We start from the raw sequence: 19530 nt of genomic DNA, 5'->3' as shown, positions 1-19530 counted from the left end.
TTCTAACCAAATATCTTAAGAAATCTGCATCTGTATTCAGGACAAATAACTTAAGTAATCTTCAAGCAGTTTTAAAACATTGCGACCTAAATTAAACCTTGTATGAAAAAAACTAGACAAAAATTTTTTTTAAAGAGTATAGCTTTGCTGATATTCTTTTTAGGCATTACCCCAACTTTGTTGTTTGCACAATCAACAATACGCGGAAAAGTTGTTGATGAAAGCAATCAACCCTTGCCAGGAGCCGGCGTTCAATTAAAAAAATCAGGTAAAACTACTACAACAGATAACAGCGGAGAATTCTCGATTAGTGTAACAGACGATGAAGCGGCTTTTATTGTATCTTATGTAGGTTTTACTGCTAAAGAGACACAAATAATTAGAGGAACGAGTGTTTATCGGGTAATATTAATTCCTGATGCAAAAAATCTAACTGAGGTGGTGGTTGTAGGTTATGGACAGCAGAAAAAATCTGATGTTACTGGATCTGTTGCAGGTATAAAAGGAGAAACTTTGTTAGAAGTTCCAGCTGCAAATCCTATTGCTGCCCTACAAGGTAGAATTGCAGGTGTAGATATTTCGAGAAGTGGAACCAGACCAGGTGCAGGCGGACAAATTCGAATTAGAGGAAACCGTTCATTAAGTGGTACAAGCGATCCATTAATAATTTTAGATGGTGTTCCATTTAATGGAAGTGTAAATGAAATTAACAATGCAGATATTGCAAGTATAGATATTTTAAAAGATGCCTCTTCTACTGCAATTTATGGTTTTCGTGGTTCTAATGGTGTAATTTTAATTACAACAAAAAGAGGTAAAATAGGAAAACCTCAATTAAATTATAATGCTTACTACGGTTTAAGTAATGTAAGAGACCAATATAACCAATTTAATGGACAAGAATTTGTTGCATTTAGAAATGCAGCATCACCTGCTTATACTGCCGGATATTCTCCATTAGAATTGGCTGGTATTGCAAATGGAACTTCTACAAATTGGCAAGATTACCTATATAATACTGCACATGTTACCGACCAACAATTGAGTGTTTCTGGCGGAAGCGAAGCCGTAAATTATGGTGTATCTGCAGGTTATTTTAACGAAAGTGGTGTGGTTACGGGTATTGGTTTCGAAAGATATGCTTTAAATACTACGATTGATGCTACGATAAGTAAAAGAATTAAAATTGGTTTAAGCACCAGAAATACGCTAACATACGGTAACGGAGCAGGAGTAAATCCATTATATGCAACAATGAGAATTACTCCATTGGCTCCTGTACGCAATGCCGATGGTAGTATCTATTTATATCCTCAAGATGGAACTGTAGATCAAACTGCTACTGCAAACCCATTAACACTTGATGATACAAATAATATTGTTGATAGAACAAGAAGATTGAGAACAAATAATGTGCTTTACGGTGAGGTTAATATTTTAGAGGGATTAAAATATAAACTAAACTTAGGACTAGATTTTAGACAAGAAAATCGAGGTACTTTCTTTGGTCCAAAAACGATTATTAGACCAGATGCTACAACCGCTGCGCAAGCAACTGCAAGTGTATCAAATAATGAGGCCTATACCTTGTTAATTGAAAATATCTTAACCTATAATAAAACTTTTGCAGAAAACCACAGAGTTGATTTTACTGGTTTATTTAGTACGCAACGCGATAGAGGATTTAGCAATGCATTTAATGGTGTTGGTTTTCCGAGTGAGGCTGTACAATACTATAATTTCTTTTTAGCACAAACGATTACTCCAGTTGATGGTGGAGCAGGCGGTTTTTCAAGAGGTGGATTAATTTCATTTATGGGAAGGGTAAATTATGCTTACAAAGATAAATATTTAGCAACCATTACTTTTAGGCGAGATGGCTCTTCAGTTTTTCCAGTTAATCCATATTTAAATTATCCTGCTGCAGCAATTGGCTGGAATGTGATAAATGAAGATTTCATGAAAAATCAAAAAGTAGTTTCTAATTTAAAAATAAGAGCTTCTTATGGTGTTACCGGAAACCCGTCTATTCCTACTGATGCAACAAGAGGATCTCTTCAATCAAATCGATATAATTACGGAACTGAAAATGTTCAAGGTTACTATATCGGAAGTTTAGCCAACTTAGATTTAAGATGGGAAAGCACAAAACAATTTAACCTTGGTGTAGATTTCGGATTTCTTGACAACAGAATAACAGGATCAGTAGATTTATATAAACAAAACACTGACGACTTAATTATCAACAAACAATTGCCTAGAAGTAATGGTGCAACTAGTTTCTTTACCAATGCAGCTGCTACTAGTGGTAGAGGTATAGAGTTTAATTTAAGTACTCAAAATATCGTTGCTAAAGACAGAAATGGTTTCACTTGGTCATCTGACTTCAATTTTGCAATCAATAGAGAAAAAATTGTAAGATTAGCAGATGCCTCTACCATTCAAGATATCGGAAATGGATGGTTTGTTGGACAGCCGCTAAATGTAATTTACGATTACACAAAAGCTGGTATTTGGCAAACATCAGAAGCCGTAGAAGCTGCAAGATTCGGTGCTGTACCTGGTCAAATTAAAATTGCGGATATAAGCGGATCGAATGGTGTTCCTGATGGAGCAATTACAGATGCCGACAGAAGTATTATCGGAACTTTTCAACCTAAAATTGTACTGGGGATGACACAGCGTGTTTCTTATAAAGGTTTTGATTTGTCGACCGTTATTTTCTCTAGAATAGGAAATAAGATAGTAGTTCCGTATTTAACAACCGATGGAGGAACGAGTGGTTACTTTGCATTTTTAAATGGTAGAGTAAACCAAGTTAAAGTTGATTATTGGACGCCAACAAATCCAACAAATGCATTTCCACGTCCAGCTGGTGGAGCTACAAATCTGCCATATTCATCAACTCTTGGCTATTACGATGGATCTTTTGTTAAGGTAAGAAGTATCAATTTGGGGTATAATTTTACTGAAAAAATTGCATCAAAAATTGGCTTATCTGGCTTAAGAGTTTTTGCAACAGCAAACAACCCTTTTATTTTGTACTCACCTTTTGTTAAATCAGGATTAGGTATTGATCCCGAAGGAACAGGGGTAGGAGGAGCTTTGGCTAACAACGCGATACCAAATGGCAGAGCGATTACAGTTGGCTTAGATTTACCATCAACTCGCCAATTCTTATTTGGTATTAATGCAAAATTTTAAGTTAAACAGTTAGAAATTAAGAAAATGAAAACTTATAAAAAAATTAAAATCGGATGGATTGCTTTATCAATAGCAGCCCTTTTACCTATTAGTTGTAAAAAGCAACTAGACTCAGAATATCGTTCTAATTTGGGACCAGAATATTTCTTAACGGCAGATGGATTGCAAGCAGGCTTAAATTCATCATACGCTACAACAAGGTTCTTTTGGGGTAGTGAAGGCTTTACCTCATCACAAGTAGCAGGTACGGATGAGGTTGTTCGTGGTGGAGATGGTGGTTTAGATTTTCACAATTATACCAACATCAATGCTCAAAATGGAACTTTGCAAGGTGTTTGGGACAATAGTTTTGTTCCTATTAATAACCTTAATGGAATTTTAGAATTTGGGCCTCAGGCTAATGTAACCGAAGCAAGAAAAACTCAGTTATTAGGAGAAGCAAAATTTCTTAGAGCTTTTTATTACTTTTTATTAGTGCAAACTTTTGGGGATGTACCTTTAAAATTAAAATACAATAATGCACCAAGTACAGAAGATACAAGAACGCCTAAAAAAGACGTTTATGCGGCCATTATAAAAGATTTAACAGAAGCTGGAGTACAATTAGGTAACATTCAGGCTGGTCAGTCAAAAGGAAGAGCATCAAAAGCTGCGGCTTTACATTTGTTGGCTAAAGTTCACCTTACTAAAGGTTGGGATCCTGATGCAAGAGAAGGAGATGGAGTTCCAGACTTTACAAGAGCCTATGATACTGCACTAATCTTAATTAATGGTAGGGCAACTTATGGGGTAGATTTAGAAGCAAATTTCGGAGACATCTTTAGAGAAGGTAACGAATATGGAAAAGAATCATTATTTGTAGCCGATAGAAACACAGATCCAATCTATTCTGAAAGTGGATTTAATAATACCAATGCACCTGCAGGAGGAAATAAAGAAAATCGGTTGAATTGTTATTATACCTCTTTCTATACATTAAATAGAAACGTGAATGAAGGAATTCCTGGAGCACCGAATGTATCAGCTCAGTTAGTAGCACGTGATCAAGTAAATGGGCGTCCGTATCGTAGATTTAGACCAACCGAATATACTTATACAACTTTTAATAATAGAAGCAACGATGCTCGATACGACAATACTTTTCAGAAAGAATGGATCATGAACCTCCCTTCGGTACAAGATAATAACGTACAAACCACTACTGCTGCATTTACCGCAACAAGAAATGGTGTGGCTGTAACACCAACTAAAGGTGTTGATGCTGCTATTTGGATGCCTGGTAGGGAAGTAACGGTTGCCGAAAGACAAGCTTTTAAAGGAGTAATCATTGCCCCATCTCAGTATGATGTAGAGTGGTTTCCAACCATGATTAAGTTTATGGATAGAACAAAACTTCATTTTAACGATGCATCAGACAGGCCAATTGTATTAATGCGTTTAGGTGAAACTTATTTAATTGCTGCCGAAGCTGCTTTTAAAGCAAATAGAACTGGTGATGCCGCAACAATGATTAATATTTTAAAAACACGTGCTGCTTTTAGAACAACAAATACCGCTGCCCAAAATACTGCAGCTGCTGCTGCTTTACAAATTACTAGTGCAAATATTTCTTTAAACTTTATTCTAGAAGAACGTACACGTGAGCTTTATGGCGAAATGAATAGATGGTTAGATTTGGTAAGAACTAAAACATTGATAGAGAGAGCTAGACTTTTTAATGCACTTGCATCGCCTAATATTAGAGAATTCCATGTCTTAAGACCAATACCTTCTGCTTCCCAATTGGATTTATTAACTAATAGAAATCAATTTCCACAAAATCCTGGATATTAATATTTAACAATATGAAAAATTATAAATTAATTAACAATTTTTTTTACATCACTGTATTATTCATTCTGCTTTTTACTGGTTGTAAAAAGGATAGCCAAAATCAAGGCTTTGAAAATGATGGCAATTTTACTGATTTTGATGGCGCTTTAAAAAGTTTTGCAAAATTTCCTATTGGTATTGCGGCAGAATATCCTTTATCATCTCCGGCAGGAAGTAAATATTGGGAAACCATTAAAGCTGATGCAAATGCAATTACTTTTGGAAATGAACTAAAAAACAATACCATTGTAAGAGCCGATGGAACTTATGATTTTACCACTGCCGATGCATTCTTAAATTTGGCAACTACTGCGGGTATAGAAGTTTTTGGTCATACTTTAGTATGGCACTCGCAGCAAAGGGCTAGTTACTACAACGGCTTAATTGGTGGTGGAAGTGGGGGCGGTGGCGCTTCAAACTTAGTAGTAAACCCAAGTTTCGAGGCAACAACAATAGCAACACCAGCCGAACCTGCAGATGGTTGGTCTGTGTTAAACGGATCAGGACAATTTGTAATTACAGGTACAAATACAAATACTGGTTCTAAAGCTTTACAGGTAAATGTTCCAGCTGGTGGTCAAAATTTTAACACCCAAATTGTAACCAAAACAAATATTCCTGTTACTGCGGGTAAAACCTACAACATTTCTTACTTTATTAGAGGAGCAATTGCTCAAAATATTCAAATAGAAATCAGGTCTTTCTTGGGGGCTACAGCTGGAGGTATCAATTATCAAGGTGGTAGAGCAGTAACAACAAGTTATGCTAGATCAACTTATGAATATGTTGTTCCGGCGGGTGTAACTGCCATACAAGTAGCATTTGATTTAGGTGGAACAGCAAATACACTTTACATTGATGATGTTAGCGTATTGGATGCTTCTGTAGTTCCACCACCTACTGGGCCTGCAGTTATAGCAATTGTAGACAATGCCATGAAAACGCATATCGAGACTGTGCTAAATAGATATAAAGGCAAAATTAAGGCTTGGGATGTGGTAAACGAACCATTTAGTGATGCTGGCGAATTAAGAAATAATGCCAATACACCATCTACAGGTAGAACAGATATTTTTGTATGGCAAAACTACTTGGGTAGAGATTTTGCTAAAAAAGCATTTCAATACGCAAAAGCTGTTGATCCGAGTTTAGATTTGTATATAAACGATTATAATTTAGAAAGTAGCACTACTAAGCTTGATGCATTTGTTGCTTTGGCTAAAGAGTTGAAAGACGCAAATTCTGGAATAACTGGCGTAGGTACGCAAATGCACATGTTGCTTACTACTCCTTATGCAAATATCATAAACATGATGCAGAAACTTGCAGCTACAGGCCTTAAAGTAAAAATATCTGAATTAGATATTAGAATTAATCCAGGTGGGCCAAACCCTGCTATTGGATATAAACCAAGTGAATTTGATTTAAGAATGCAAGCAGCTATGTATAAATTTGTAGTGGCTACTTATTTAAAATACGTACCTGAAGCACAAAGAGGTGGTATTACAATTTGGGGTGTTGATGATGCTACAAGTTGGTTAAATACTACTACCAATGTTGCAGCAGACAGGTTAGATTATCCACTTTTATTTGATAAAAACTTTAATAAAAAACCAGCGTATGCTGGCTTTAAGCAAGGTTTGTTAAGTAATGGTGTAAACTAAGTAAGAAGAGTAGTTTATATAATAATTTGGTAATTATGGGCGGTTGGCTACTATTAGCCAGCCGCTTTTTTAGTTAAAGCAATATCAATAATTTTGATGAGCCAGAAGAATTTTTTTCTTCTGGATTTTTTTTACCGATTTTTTATGATAAGATTAGCTACTATTATTAGGTAGGTATTAATAGAAATAATTTTACATAAATTATCAATTATTAGTTCGCTGTTATTTAATCATTTTATGACCATAAGTGTTTAATGATAGGCTGATAAATATATTTATGCAACCGATTGCTTTGTGAAATTTAATTCCTATATTCGGGTTTAATAAATGCCAAAAATATAACCTAATATGAACTTGCCATTGCGACACATCTTTTTGTCTGCATTCATTTTGCTTTTAACTTTTACCAGTAGTGCCGAGATAAAACTCCCTCAACTCATTAGCAATAGCATGGTGTTACAGCGTAATGTTAAATTAAAAATATGGGGTTGGGCAGCTGTTGGTGAGCGTGTAACAATTACATTTAACGGAAAAAAGATAAGTACACTTACTTCGAACCAAAATAAGTGGTTAATTATGCTTCCTGCTATGCAAGCTGGAGGGCCATATACCATGAGCGTTCAAGGCTCAAATAAAATTACATTAACTGATGTTTTGATAGGGGATGTCTATTTTTGCTCAGGCCAATCTAACATGGTTTTAGGTATGGAGCGTTTACGTGAAAATTATCCTAATGAGATTAAAAATGATGATCTTCCAAACATTCGAAACTTTTTCGTGCCAACAAAAGCCGATGTTACTAAAAAGTATGAGGATCTTCCTACTGGTAAATGGAAACAAGCTACAAAAGATGGTATATTAGAATTTGGTGGTGTTACTTATTTTTTTGCCAAAAAATTATATCAAAAATATAAAGTGCCAATTGGTATCATCAATTCAAGTGTGGGCGGTACACCAATAGAAGCTTGGATGAGCGAAGAAGCCTTTAATGAATTTCCATCTATTTTAGCACAAACTAAAAATTTTAAAGATACTGCTTTTATGAATAGGCAAAAAAGTAGTATCTCTTATTCCGCTGCTTCGCAAAGTAAAACAACTTATGTGCCTAATACTTGGTATAAGTTTTTTATGCCTGGTTACTGGGCAGACCAAGGAATTAAAAACTTAAATGGGGTTTTATATTTTAAAAGAGAGATAGATGTTCCGCAAAGTATGATAGGTGTACCAGCTAAACTTTACATGGGCCGTATTATAGATTCTGATTCTGCCTTTGTAAATGGTGTGTTTGTAGGAAACACAACTTATCAATACCCACCTAGAAGATACAACATTCCTGCAAACGTATTAAAACTTGGTAAAAATACCATTTTAATAAAAGTTACCAATACCAATGGTAAAGGTGGTTTTGTTCCCGAAAAAAATTATTCGCTACAGGCAAATGAACAAATAATCGATTTAAGGGGCGATTGGCTTTATCAAGTAAATCAGGTTTTTCAACAGCCAAACAATATTCAAAAATTATCTAATACTCCTCAACCTATTGTGGCACAAAGTTCTCCTACCGGACTTTATAATACCATGGTTGCACCTGCAATTAATTATGCAGTAAAAGGTTTTTTATGGTATCAAGGAGAAACCAATGCATCAAAACCTAAAGAATATGCAAAGCTACTTCCGGCACTAATTAAAGATTGGCGTGCAAAATGGGATTTAGGTGATTTACCTTTTCTTTTTGCTCAGTTGCCTAATTTTATGGAGGTAGATTATTCTCCTGTAGAAAGTGATTGGGCACAGCTGCGTCAAAGTCAGCTAAAAACATTAAGCACGCCAAATACAGGAATGGCTGTTACAATTGATTTAGGCGAGTGGAATGATATCCATCCATTAAATAAAAAGGAAATTGGCGAAAGGTTAGCATTATGGGCCGATCATTTAGCTTATGGAAATAAATTGGATGTATATTCTGGTCCATTAAACAAATCAGCAACAATTCATGGCAATAAAATAAAATTAGAATTTGATCATGTTGGCGGCGGACTAATCACTAATGATAACTTACCACTTTATCATTTCGCCATTTTAGGTGCAGATAAGAAGTATGTTTGGGCCAAAGCAATTATAGAAGGAAATACAGTTTGGGTTTGGAATGATTTGGTTTTGGAACCAAAAGGTGTTCGTTATGGATGGGCAGATAATCCGAGAGGGGCAAATTTGTACAATAAAAATGGATTACCTGCCTCGCCATTTGAAGTGATGGTAAAAAAATAAATATTGGCTATTGTCAATGTAAAAAAAACAAGTATAAATCTAAAATAGCTTTTGAGCTTATTTTGATTTTTAATTATAAAGTTTACGGCAATTCTTTTTGAAAATTGTGCAACAGTTATGATGTTTAAAATAAAATCAGGTATAAAATTGCTTTTTCTATTAATGCTATTTAGCAATGCTTTGTTTGGTCAAAATGATCCGAAGTTCATTACCCTTACTACAAAAAATGGATTATCTGCAAATACAATAAACACCATAATTCAAGACAAAACTGGATTAATTTGGTTTGGCACTAATGATGGGCTGAATAAGTTCGACGGCACAAATTTTACGGTTTATACGTATAATAGTAATGATAGTTTAAGTATTCCATCTAATGATATAACATCGCTTTTAGAAGATAGAACTGGGCGATTATGGATTGGTACTGGCGGGGGCGGTTTAGCTTATTATGATGCAAAGCATAATGTGTTTAAATCATTTAAAGGAGAAGGAATACCAAATAGAAAAAGTGTATTTAATGTACTTAACCTATACGAAGATCAAAATGGAAACATTTGGGTTGGCACATTTGGCGGATACCGAATTATTAACAGAAAAACTTTAAAAGTAACCAATATTGGTATAGATAGTTTAGTAGGTTTAGGTTCTAGTGTACTTTCTTTTGCTCAAGCAGACCAAGGTAAAATTTGGATTGGAACAAGTGTTGGTCTTTTAAGGGTAGATCAGAAATCTGGTCATATTGAAAAATTTGTTCACAATGCCTCAAATCCCAATAGTTTAAGTGATAACTGCATAAGATCTATCGTAAGAGATAAATATAACCGCTTATATTTTGGTACTAATAAAGGTTTAAATTTATTATTGGATAATGGCAATGAATTTAAACAATTTTTAAAACTTGATGAAAAATCAATCTCTGATGATATTATTTACACAACTAAATTGGCAAATGATGGAAATTTGTGGTTGGGTACAGAAGATGGGATTAGTGTTTTTGATGTAGATAAGGGCTCTTTTTCTAATATTAAACCAAATAAACGTAGATCTTTTAGTTTAAGCCATAAATCTGTGAGGAGCATTTTTATGGCCAAAAACGGAATAATTTGGGTAGGTACTTACCAAGGCGGTGTAAATAAACTCGATCCAAATTTGGCTTTATTTAATCTTAAAATAAGCAGTCTATTTGATCCAAAAGGACTTTCATCACCAATTGTAACTTCATTTGTAGAATATAAAAAGGGGAAAATTTTTGTAGGAACTGATGGGGGAGGTTTAAACTTATTTGACCGAAACACTGGGATGTTCGAGCATCCTGAAATTAAAAGTAAATTAGATTTAAGAAATCCATTAACCATACTTGCATTGGAATTAGATTCTCGAGGGCAATTATGGATTGGTACCTATCAAAATGGAATATTTATTTATAATCCTATCAATAAAAGTTACAGACAAATTGTAGCAGGAAACAAACCAACTGATTTAAGTCAAAACGATATCTTTTTTATCAAAGAGGATAGTAAGGGATTAATATGGATTGGAACCAATGGAAGCGGTATTAATGTTTTCGATCCTAAAACAAGTTTATTTAAAAGATATGGTACGCAAGCTATTCTACCAAAATTGATGCCTACTAATGGATTTATGAGGGCAATTTCTGAAGATAGAAATGGCGATATGTGGATAGCTTCTAACGGTACAGGTATTATTCAACTTCAAACAAAAACAGGTGCTTTTAAAGTTTTTAATAAGCAGAAAAGTGGATTACCTAGTGATATTGTAATTAGTCTCTTACATGATAACAAGGGTAACCTGTGGGCTGGTACAAGTGGCGGAGGTCTTTGTATGCTAAATAATAATACAGGTAAATTCGAAAACTTTGGAGAAGTAAATGGTTTAGCAAATAATATAGTTTATAAAATTTTGCAAAGTAAAGATGGGTTAATTTGGGTGAGTACAGATAAAGGGATTAGCTCATTCAATCCATTAACAAAAAGGTTTAAAAATTTTGGTAAGCCTAATGGTATACAAGATGGTCCGTTTGTTTTAGGCTCTGGTCTTTTAACTTCTGATGGAGAGTTGTATTTTGGCGGACAAGACGGTTTCAATTATTTTTCTCCTACAACACTTCCAACACGTATAGTTGTACCTAAAGTGCTACTCACAGAGTTAAAAGTTGCAAATATCACGGTTCTTCCAAGTGAATCATCGCCAATTACAGAGCAAATAAGTGCTGCAAAAGAAATAAACCTTAATTACGGTCAAAATTTTTCTATTACCTATACCGCACTAAACTTCACTGCTCCAATACAAAATCATTATGCATACCGTTTAGTAGGTTTAGAAACAAATTGGAATTATGTTGGCAGTGAAAAAACAGCATATTACACAAATCTCGATCCAGGAGATTATGTATTTGAGGTGAGGGCGAGTAACAATGAGGGAGTTTGGAGTAAAGAAGTTACATCAGTTGTACTGCATATACACCCGCCACTTTATAGAACAACCTACGCTTACTTTTTTTATGTGCTTTTATGTTTTGCAATACTTTTTGGTTTGCGACAACGTGGTATACAACGAATTAAACAAAAGCTTGCACAAGAGCAAGACAAAATTAATGCCGAAGAAAGAGTATTTCAGCAACGTAGAGAGGCAGAACGTGCTCATGCATTAGATATCCAAAAGATTAAATTTCTTACCAATTTAAGCCATGAGTTTAGAACGCCTATATCACTAATTTTAGCTCCTGTAGATAAATTACTTTCTGTAAATCAAGATTTCTCTGTTTTAAATCAGGTGAAAATGATTAGAAGAAATGCTCGAAGGTTATTAAATCTTGTAAATCAGTTGCTTGATTTTAGAAAGATGGAAGAACAAGAGCTTAGGCTAAACTTGCATGAAGGTGATATTATAGCTTTTATTAATGATGCCGCCGAAGCTTTTCAAGACTTATCGGATAGAAAAAAAATAGCATTAAAAGTTAAAAATGATATCAAAAGTATTCAAACTTTATTTGATCATGATAAGATAGAACGGATTATTTTTAACCTGTTATCTAATGCTTTTAAATTTACTAACGAAGGTGGAGAGGTTGCTTTAACAACATCATTCGAAAATGAAGGAGCGCATCAAATATTTACATTATCTGTAGCAGATACTGGTATCGGCATTGCCGAAGAAAGCAAAAACAAAATCTTCACTAGGTTTTTTATGGATAATAATGAAACATCCATACTTAATCAAGGTAGTGGGATAGGGTTATCAATTGTAAAAGAATTTGTTGAGTTACATGGCGGCGAAATAACTTTCCAAAGTGAACTCGGCAAGGGAACTACTTTTACAGTTAAAATGCCCATAAAATTGTTAAATCAGATGGTAATTCCTCATCTTTTGGATGATCAGTTAAATGAGAGTGAAATAACAAATAATAAAAATATAGATCTTGCTGAACCTATATTTACGCCAAGCGAAAATAAAATAGCAACCATACTTTTGGTTGAAGATAACGATGAGTTTAGGTTTCATTTAAAAGATAGCTTGCAGCCTTTCTTTCATATTATTGAAGCGTCTAATGGCAAAGAAGGTTGGCAAAAGACCTTATCGGGACATCCGCAGTTGGTAGTGAGTGATATCAGTATGCCAGAAATGAACGGAATTGAATTAAGTCAGAAAATTAAATCTGATAAAAGAACGAGCCATATTCCTGTGATTTTATTAACCGCAATAAGTGGAGAAGATGATCAAATCAAGGGACTTAAATCTGGTGCTAATGATTACCTCACCAAACCGTTTAACTTTAATATTCTACATGCCAAAATCGATAATCTATTATCATTTAATGACTCGGTAAAAACTGCCTACTCTAAGCAAGTTCAGGTGCAACTTAAAGAGATTGAAATAGAGTCTAGCGAGGTAAAACTGTTAAACAAAATCGTAAAGTATATCGATGAAAATCTAAATAATCCAGAACTTTCAGTAGAAGAGCTCAGTAAACACGTAGGCATGAGCAGAGGTTCACTCTATCATAAATTATTGGAAATTACTGGTTTAACACCTATAGAATATATCCGATCTGTAAAATTAGATAGAGCTGTAGAGTTATTAGAAAAGAGCGATTACAATGTTGCACAGATAGCCTATATGACGGGTTTTGGTACACCTAGTTACTTTTCGAGATTATTTAAAACTCAATTTAATATGTTACCATCAGAATATATTCAAGCTAAACGTAAAAAGTAGTCATCAACATTGTTTAAATGATAAACAAACATTTGATACTTCTTTTTACACAAATAGTCTATCCTAATAGCCCAAATGCTATTAGTTTTGACATTAACCAAGATAAACCGTATGAAGTCTATATTCAAACTAGTATTGTTATTGCTAACAATTTCTTTCAATACATTTGCGCAAGCTCAAAAATTTCCTTTCCAAAACCATAAACTCGATTTCGAAACTCGTGTAAATGATTTGGTAGCCAGAATGACACTAGAGGAAAAAGTAAGTCAAATGCTAAATACGGCTCCAGCAATACCACGTTTAGAGATTCCGGCTTACGATTGGTGGAATGAGGTTTTACACGGTGTGGCTAGAACACCGTATAAGGTAACAGTTTTTCCGCAAGCCATAGGTATGGCTGCAACTTTTGATAAAGCTTCTTTGTTTAAAATGGCAGATTATTCGGCATTAGAAGGTAGAGCGATACACAACAAAGCAGTAGCAGCAGGCAAAGGTGGCGATCGTTACATGGGTTTAACCTATTGGACACCAAATATTAACATCTTTCGCGATCCGCGTTGGGGGCGTGGACAAGAAACTTATGGAGAAGATCCATTTCTAACGGCTGCAATGGGGGCTTGGTTTGTAAAAGGTTTGCAGGGCGATGATCCTAAGTATTTAAAAGCTGCTGCCTGTGCTAAACATTATGCGGTACATAGTGGCCCAGAACCAGAACGCCACGTTTTTAATGCCGAAGTGAGCAAATACGATTTGTGGGACACCTATTTGCCTGCATTCAAAACTTTAGTGGTAGATACCAAAGTTGAAGGGGTAATGTGTGCTTATAATGCTTTTCAAACTCAGCCTTGCTGCGGAAGCGATTTGCTGATGGTGGATATTTTGCGTAAAAAATGGAATTTTAAGGGTTACGTAACCTCAGATTGCTGGGGTATTGATGATTTCTTTAAAAACCATAAAACCCATGCAGATGCGGCAAGTGCATCGGCTGATGCCGTGTTACACGGTACTGATGTAGAATGTGGAACAGACGCTTATAAATCTCTTGTTAAGGCAGTTAAAGATGGCAAATTAACCGAAGCTCAAATCGATGTTTCGGTAAAACGACTTTTCATGACAAGGTTTAAATTGGGGATGTTTGATCCTCCAGCAATGGTAAAATATGCACAAACGCCTTCTTCAGTTTTAGAAAGTGCAGCGCATAAAGCCCATGCATTAAAAATGGCACAGCAATCTATTGTAATGCTTAAAAACCAAAATCAAACTTTGCCATTAAGTAAATCGGCCAAAAAAATTGTGGTTTTGGGACCAAATGCTAACAATTCTATCGCCATTTTGGGCAATTATAACGGTATCCCATCAGAACTTAAAACAGTGGTGCAAGGCATTAAAGAAAAATTGCCAAATGCCAATGTGGTTTATGAGCAAGCTATCAATTTTACCAATGATACTTTGCTAGTATACACCGCTTATGCTAAGCAATGCAGTATTGATGGTAAGCAAGGTTTTAAGGCAGAATATTTTGATAATGTAGAGTTAAAAGGCAATCCGATAACTCGTTACGAGACTGAGCTAAATCTAGCTTGGCAAGAGGGGGAGCAGGTTATTGAAGGTATAAAGGCCAGAAATTTTTCTGCTCGAATTACCACCAATTATATAGCTAACCAAAATGGTGATATTACTTTTGAGGTAGAAGGGGATGATGGATACCGATTTATGGTAAATGGAAAAGAAGTGCTAAATGCATGGACAAGAAATAGATGGGGATCAAGACAATACAAACTGACTGTAGAAAGTGGCAAATCTTATGAACTTGCTGTAGAATATTGGCAAGGCGATGGCAAAGCAAACATTAAATTAAGTGCTGGAAATTATCAAAAAACAGATTTTTTAGCGCTTGCTGATAGGGTTAAGGATGCCGATGCCATTGTTTTTGTAGGTGGTATTTCGCCACAATTAGAAGGAGAAGAAATGAAAGTTAATTTCCCTGGATTTAAAGGAGGTGATCGTACTTCAATTTTATTGCCTAAAGTACAAACAGAGTTGATGAAAGTACTTAAAAATACAGGTAAACCATTGGTTTTTGTAATGATGACTGGTAGTGCTATCGCCATTCCTTGGGAAGCAGAAAATGTACCCGCCATTGTAAATTCTTGGTATGGCGGCCAATCTGCAGGAACTGCCGTGGCAGATGTGCTTTTTGGAGATTATAATCCAGCGGGAAGATTGCCCGTAACTTTTTACCGTAGCGATTCTGATTTGCCAGATTTTTCAGACTACTCAATGAAAGGGAGAACTTATCGTTATTTTGAAGGTAAGCCTTTGTATGGCTTTGGGTACGGTTTAAGCTATAGCACCTTTAAGTACGAGCAGTTAATTATGCCTACACAAATTAAAAGTGGTAATTCAATTACGGTAAGTTTGGCTGTAACAAATACCAGTAAATTAGATGGAGAAGAGGTTGTTCAGCTTTATATCACTAACCCAAATACCAAAGTTAAATCGCCACTTAAAGCGCTTAAAGGTTTCGAACGTGTTTCGCTAAAAGCTGGCGAACGTAGAGTTTTAAAATTTACACTCTCGCCTGAAGAACTTTCATTGGTAAACGAAGAAGGTATTGCGCAATTGATCAAAGGAAAATTATTAATTAGTGCAGGCGGCTCACAGCCTGATGAATTGAATGTAACATCGGGAAATGTACTCAATAAAACCATTTCTATTTTATAACAAAAATTACCAAGCCATTAAATATGAAGTACCTCAACTATAAAATTGCCTTGCTTTTGACTTGTTTAACTCAGTTTTCTTTTGCCGAAACGGGATATCGATTATGGCTAAGGTATGATAAGATAGAAAATCAAGCTTTGCTCGAAAAATATAGCAGCCAAATCAAATCAATTAATTTTGAGGGGAACTCAGCAACCAATTTAGTAGCCAAAAAAGAAATTTTAATGGCTATAAATGGGCTTTTAGGCAAGCAAGTTCCATTTGTTTCAACCAATTCAGCCTCTCTAATTATTGGTACACCACAAAGTTCATCAATCATAAAAGCCATTATTAATTCAGATGATTTGCCCAAAACAGCCGATGGTTTTTTGATCAAATCTTTAGCTTTTAATGGTGAGCAAAAAATAATGATTAGCGCTACAAATGATAAAGGAGTTTTGTACGGTGTTTTTCATTTCATTAGGTTAATGCAAGCTAACATCCCTTTGGTAAGCCTAAATATTAGTGAAACTCCAGCTATAAAAAATAGGATTTTAAATCATTGGGATAACCTTGATGGAACCGTAGAACGTGGTTATGCAGGATCTTCATTATGGGAATGGCATAAATTACCAGGTTTTACACCTACAAGATATACCGATTATGCTCGTGCAAATGCATCAGTAGGTATAAACGGCACTGTATTAAATAATGTAAATACCAATGCCTTATCGCTAACAGTTCCATATCTCCTTAAAACTGCTGCTTTAGCTAAAGTTTTTAGGCCTTACGGGATAAAAGTTTATTTATCGGCCCGGTTTAGTGCGCCAATTGAAATTGGTGGGTTAAAAACAGCAGATCCATTAGATCCGCAGGTTAAACAATGGTGGATAGATAAAACAAAAGAAATCTATCAATACATACCAGATTTTGGAGGGTTTTTAGTTAAAGCAAATTCTGAGGGGCAACCTGGACCACAAAATTATGGTAGAAACCATGCAGATGGTGCAAATATGTTGGCCGATGCACTTGCTCCCTATGGCGGAATTGTGATGTGGCGAGCATTCGTTTATGATGATAAAGTGCCTGATGATAGGGCAAAACAAGCCTATAGCGAATTTAAAACTTTAGATGGGAAATTTAAACCAAATGTGTTAGTGCAGATAAAAAATGGAGCGATAGATTTTCAACCTCGTGAGCCTTTTCATCCACTTTTTGGCGCTATGCCCGCTACTCCAGTAATGATGGAGTTTCAACTAACGCAAGAATACTTAGGTTTCTCTACTCATTTGGCTTATTTGGGAACAATGTTTAAAGAAGTTTTAGCTGCAGATACTTATGCAAAAGGTGAAGGATCTACGGTAGCAAAGGTAATTTCGGGTAAGCTCGATAATCATCAATTAACGGCAATTGCTGGTGTTGCCAATATTGGTTCTGATTTAAATTGGTGTGGACATCCTTTTGCTCAAGCTAATTGGTATACTTTTGGGCGTTTAGCTTGGAATCCAGAATTTTCTGCAGGTCAATTAGCCGAAGAATGGATCAGTTTAACATTTACCAATGATAAAACTGCAATTTCTGGCATCAAAAAAATGATGATGGGCTCTAGAGAAGCTATTGTGAATTACATGACGCCATTGGGTTTACATCATATTATGGCACAAAATCATCATTATGGGCCTGGTCCGTGGGTAAATGATGCTGGTAGAGACGATTGGACTTCAGTTTACTATCATAAAGCAGATAATGTAGGGATTGGTTTTAACAGAACAGCCACTGGTTCAAATGCTGTTGCGCAATACTTTCCAGCAGTAGCTGATCAATTTGGAGATGTTAAACAAGTGCCACAAAAATACTTGTTGTGGTTTCATCGAATAAAATGGACAGACAAATTAAGTTCTGGAAGTACGTTATGGGATGAATTGGTTAAACATTATTATGAAGGTGTAAAAAGTGTTGATTCGATGCAATTAACGTGGGTAACTATGAAAGGGAAGATCGATGAGGATAGACATCAGGAAGTTACTCAATTGCTAAAAATTCAACATGAAGAGGCGAAATGGTGGAGAGATGCTTGTTTGCTTTATTTCCAATCTTTTTCAAAATTACCGTTACCTGCCGGATATGAAAAACCAGAACATGATTTAACTTACTATCAAAATCTTAAGTTTAGTTTTGTGCCAGGGATTAAGAATTGATTTTTTGATATGAGATATGAGAAGTGAGATGTGAGAATTGAAAAGTTAAATTTAGTTAGTGTTTAGTTGTGTGGTCACGTTGAGAGCGTAGTCGAAACGCCTTAAACTAAATGTCTTCGACTACCAGCCACGGCAGGCAAGCGCTCAGACTGACAACTACTAGTCTTGAGTTAGTTCAAGTTGTGAGATTGAACCTCTAAAGTCTCATATCTCATATCTAACGTCTCAAATCTATTTTAAACTTTTCTTTTCATCACTTTCTGTGCAGTAGCAACAATATCAGCTGGATCAAGTTTATATTTTGTCATCAACTGATCTGGTGTAGCACTTTCCCCAAAACTATCATTAACAGCCACAAATTCCTGTGGTGCCAGATATTCGGTAGTCAACAAACGGGCAACGCTTTCTCCCAATCCGCCAAATTTGTTATGCTCCTCGCAAGTTACCACGCAACCAGTCTTCTTAACAGATTTTAGAATAGCTTCCTCATCCAAAGGTTTAATGGTATGGATATTTATTATTTCTGCATCAATGCCTAATTCAGCTAATTTTTCACCAGCTTCAATTGCTCTCCAAACCATGTGGCCTGTTGCAATAATGGTAACATCAGTTCCTTCGTTTACCATCCATGCCTTGCCAATCTCAAACTTCTGGTCTTCTGGTGTAAAAACAGGAATTACCGGACGACCGAAACGCAAATAAACCGGGCCTTCGTAATCCATAATGGCCAATGTTGCCGCTTTGGTCTGGTTATAATCGCAAGGATTGATCACTACCATGCCCGGTAACATTTTCATCAGACCAATATCTTCTAAAATCTGGTGTGTTGCACCATCTTCGCCTAGTGTTAAACCAGCATGAGATGCACAGATTTTAACGTTTTTGTTAGAGTAAGCAATCGACTGGCGAATTTGATCGTAAACACGACCGGTAGAAAAGTTGGCGAAAGTACCTGTAAATGGAATTTTTCCGCTAATGGTTAAACCAGCGGCAATGCCCATCATGTTAGCTTCGGCAATACCAACTTGCACAAAACGCTCAGGGAAATCTTTGATGAAAGCATCCATTTTTAATGAGCCAACCAAATCGGCACAAAGGGCAACAACGTTTTCATTGCGTTTACCTGCTTCATGCAATCCTGCTCCAAAACCCGAACGTGTATCTTTTTTTTCTGTATATGTGTATTTTTTCACGATGTGTATATTTTAAATTATCTGCGTTCAAGCTTGCTTCGCAGGTTTTCATTTTTGTGAGATATGAGATGTGAGATATGAGATGTGAGATGGGGTTAGAAATTTTCCCTCCTTCATATCTATATGTCAAATCTCTTTTTAACAATATTATAATGAAATTGGAGTTTCAGAAGTCTCAAATCTCATGTC

General features: G+C 35.5%; 8 protein-coding genes. 7 read left to right on the top strand and 1 reads right to left on the bottom strand.

The annotated features are described in order from the left end of the window. Window positions 1-102 precede the first annotated feature (102 nt). The 7 genes from FA045_RS17485 to FA045_RS17455 all read left to right on the top strand — a co-directional run bounded on the left by FA045_RS17485 (window position 103) and on the right by FA045_RS17455 (window position 18148). Window positions 103-3204, top strand: coding sequence for a SusC/RagA family TonB-linked outer membrane protein (locus FA045_RS17485; RefSeq protein ID WP_136878380.1), 3102 nt, complete (start codon window positions 103-105; stop codon window positions 3202-3204). A gap of 24 nt (window positions 3205-3228) precedes the next feature. After that, window positions 3229-5037: a RagB/SusD family nutrient uptake outer membrane protein gene (locus tag FA045_RS17480; RefSeq protein ID WP_136878379.1), complete on the top strand. Its 1809-nt coding sequence runs from the start codon at window positions 3229-3231 to the stop codon at window positions 5035-5037. Window positions 5038-5048: 11 nt separating this feature from the next. Further along, window positions 5049-6740 (top strand): endo-1,4-beta-xylanase, encoded by a 1692-nt coding sequence (locus tag FA045_RS17475; protein ID WP_136878378.1) that lies wholly within the window; start codon window positions 5049-5051, stop codon window positions 6738-6740. A 348-nt stretch (window positions 6741-7088) separates the two neighbouring features. Beyond that, complete coding sequence (locus tag FA045_RS17470) at window positions 7089-9008, top strand: sialate O-acetylesterase (RefSeq protein WP_136878377.1); 1920 nt, start codon at window positions 7089-7091, stop codon at window positions 9006-9008. 117 nt (window positions 9009-9125) lie between these two features. Continuing rightward, entirely contained in the window at window positions 9126-13247 is a 4122-nt protein-coding gene (locus FA045_RS17465) for a hybrid sensor histidine kinase/response regulator transcription factor (protein ID WP_136878376.1), read from the top strand. 111 nt (window positions 13248-13358) lie between these two features. After that, window positions 13359-15971, top strand: a complete 2613-nt coding sequence (locus FA045_RS17460; protein ID WP_136878375.1) for a glycoside hydrolase family 3 C-terminal domain-containing protein — start codon at window positions 13359-13361, stop codon at window positions 15969-15971. Between the two features lie 23 nt (window positions 15972-15994). Continuing rightward, complete coding sequence (locus FA045_RS17455; protein WP_136878374.1) at window positions 15995-18148, top strand: alpha-glucuronidase family glycosyl hydrolase; 2154 nt, start codon at window positions 15995-15997, stop codon at window positions 18146-18148. A 236-nt stretch (window positions 18149-18384) separates the two neighbouring features. On the opposite strand, the gene FA045_RS17450 is transcribed toward FA045_RS17455, so the two are convergent. Beyond that, the gene (locus FA045_RS17450) at window positions 18385-19341 is read right to left on the bottom strand and encodes a transketolase family protein (RefSeq protein ID WP_136878373.1); all 957 of its coding nucleotides are present in this window, start codon (window positions 19339-19341) and stop codon (window positions 18385-18387) included. Between the last annotated feature and the right edge of the window lie 189 nt (window positions 19342-19530).

Source organism: Pedobacter cryotolerans, assembly GCF_005116475.1.
GTDB lineage: Bacteria > Bacteroidota > Bacteroidia > Sphingobacteriales > Sphingobacteriaceae > Pedobacter > Pedobacter cryotolerans.
This window is presented reverse-complemented; position numbering and strand designations above follow the sequence as displayed.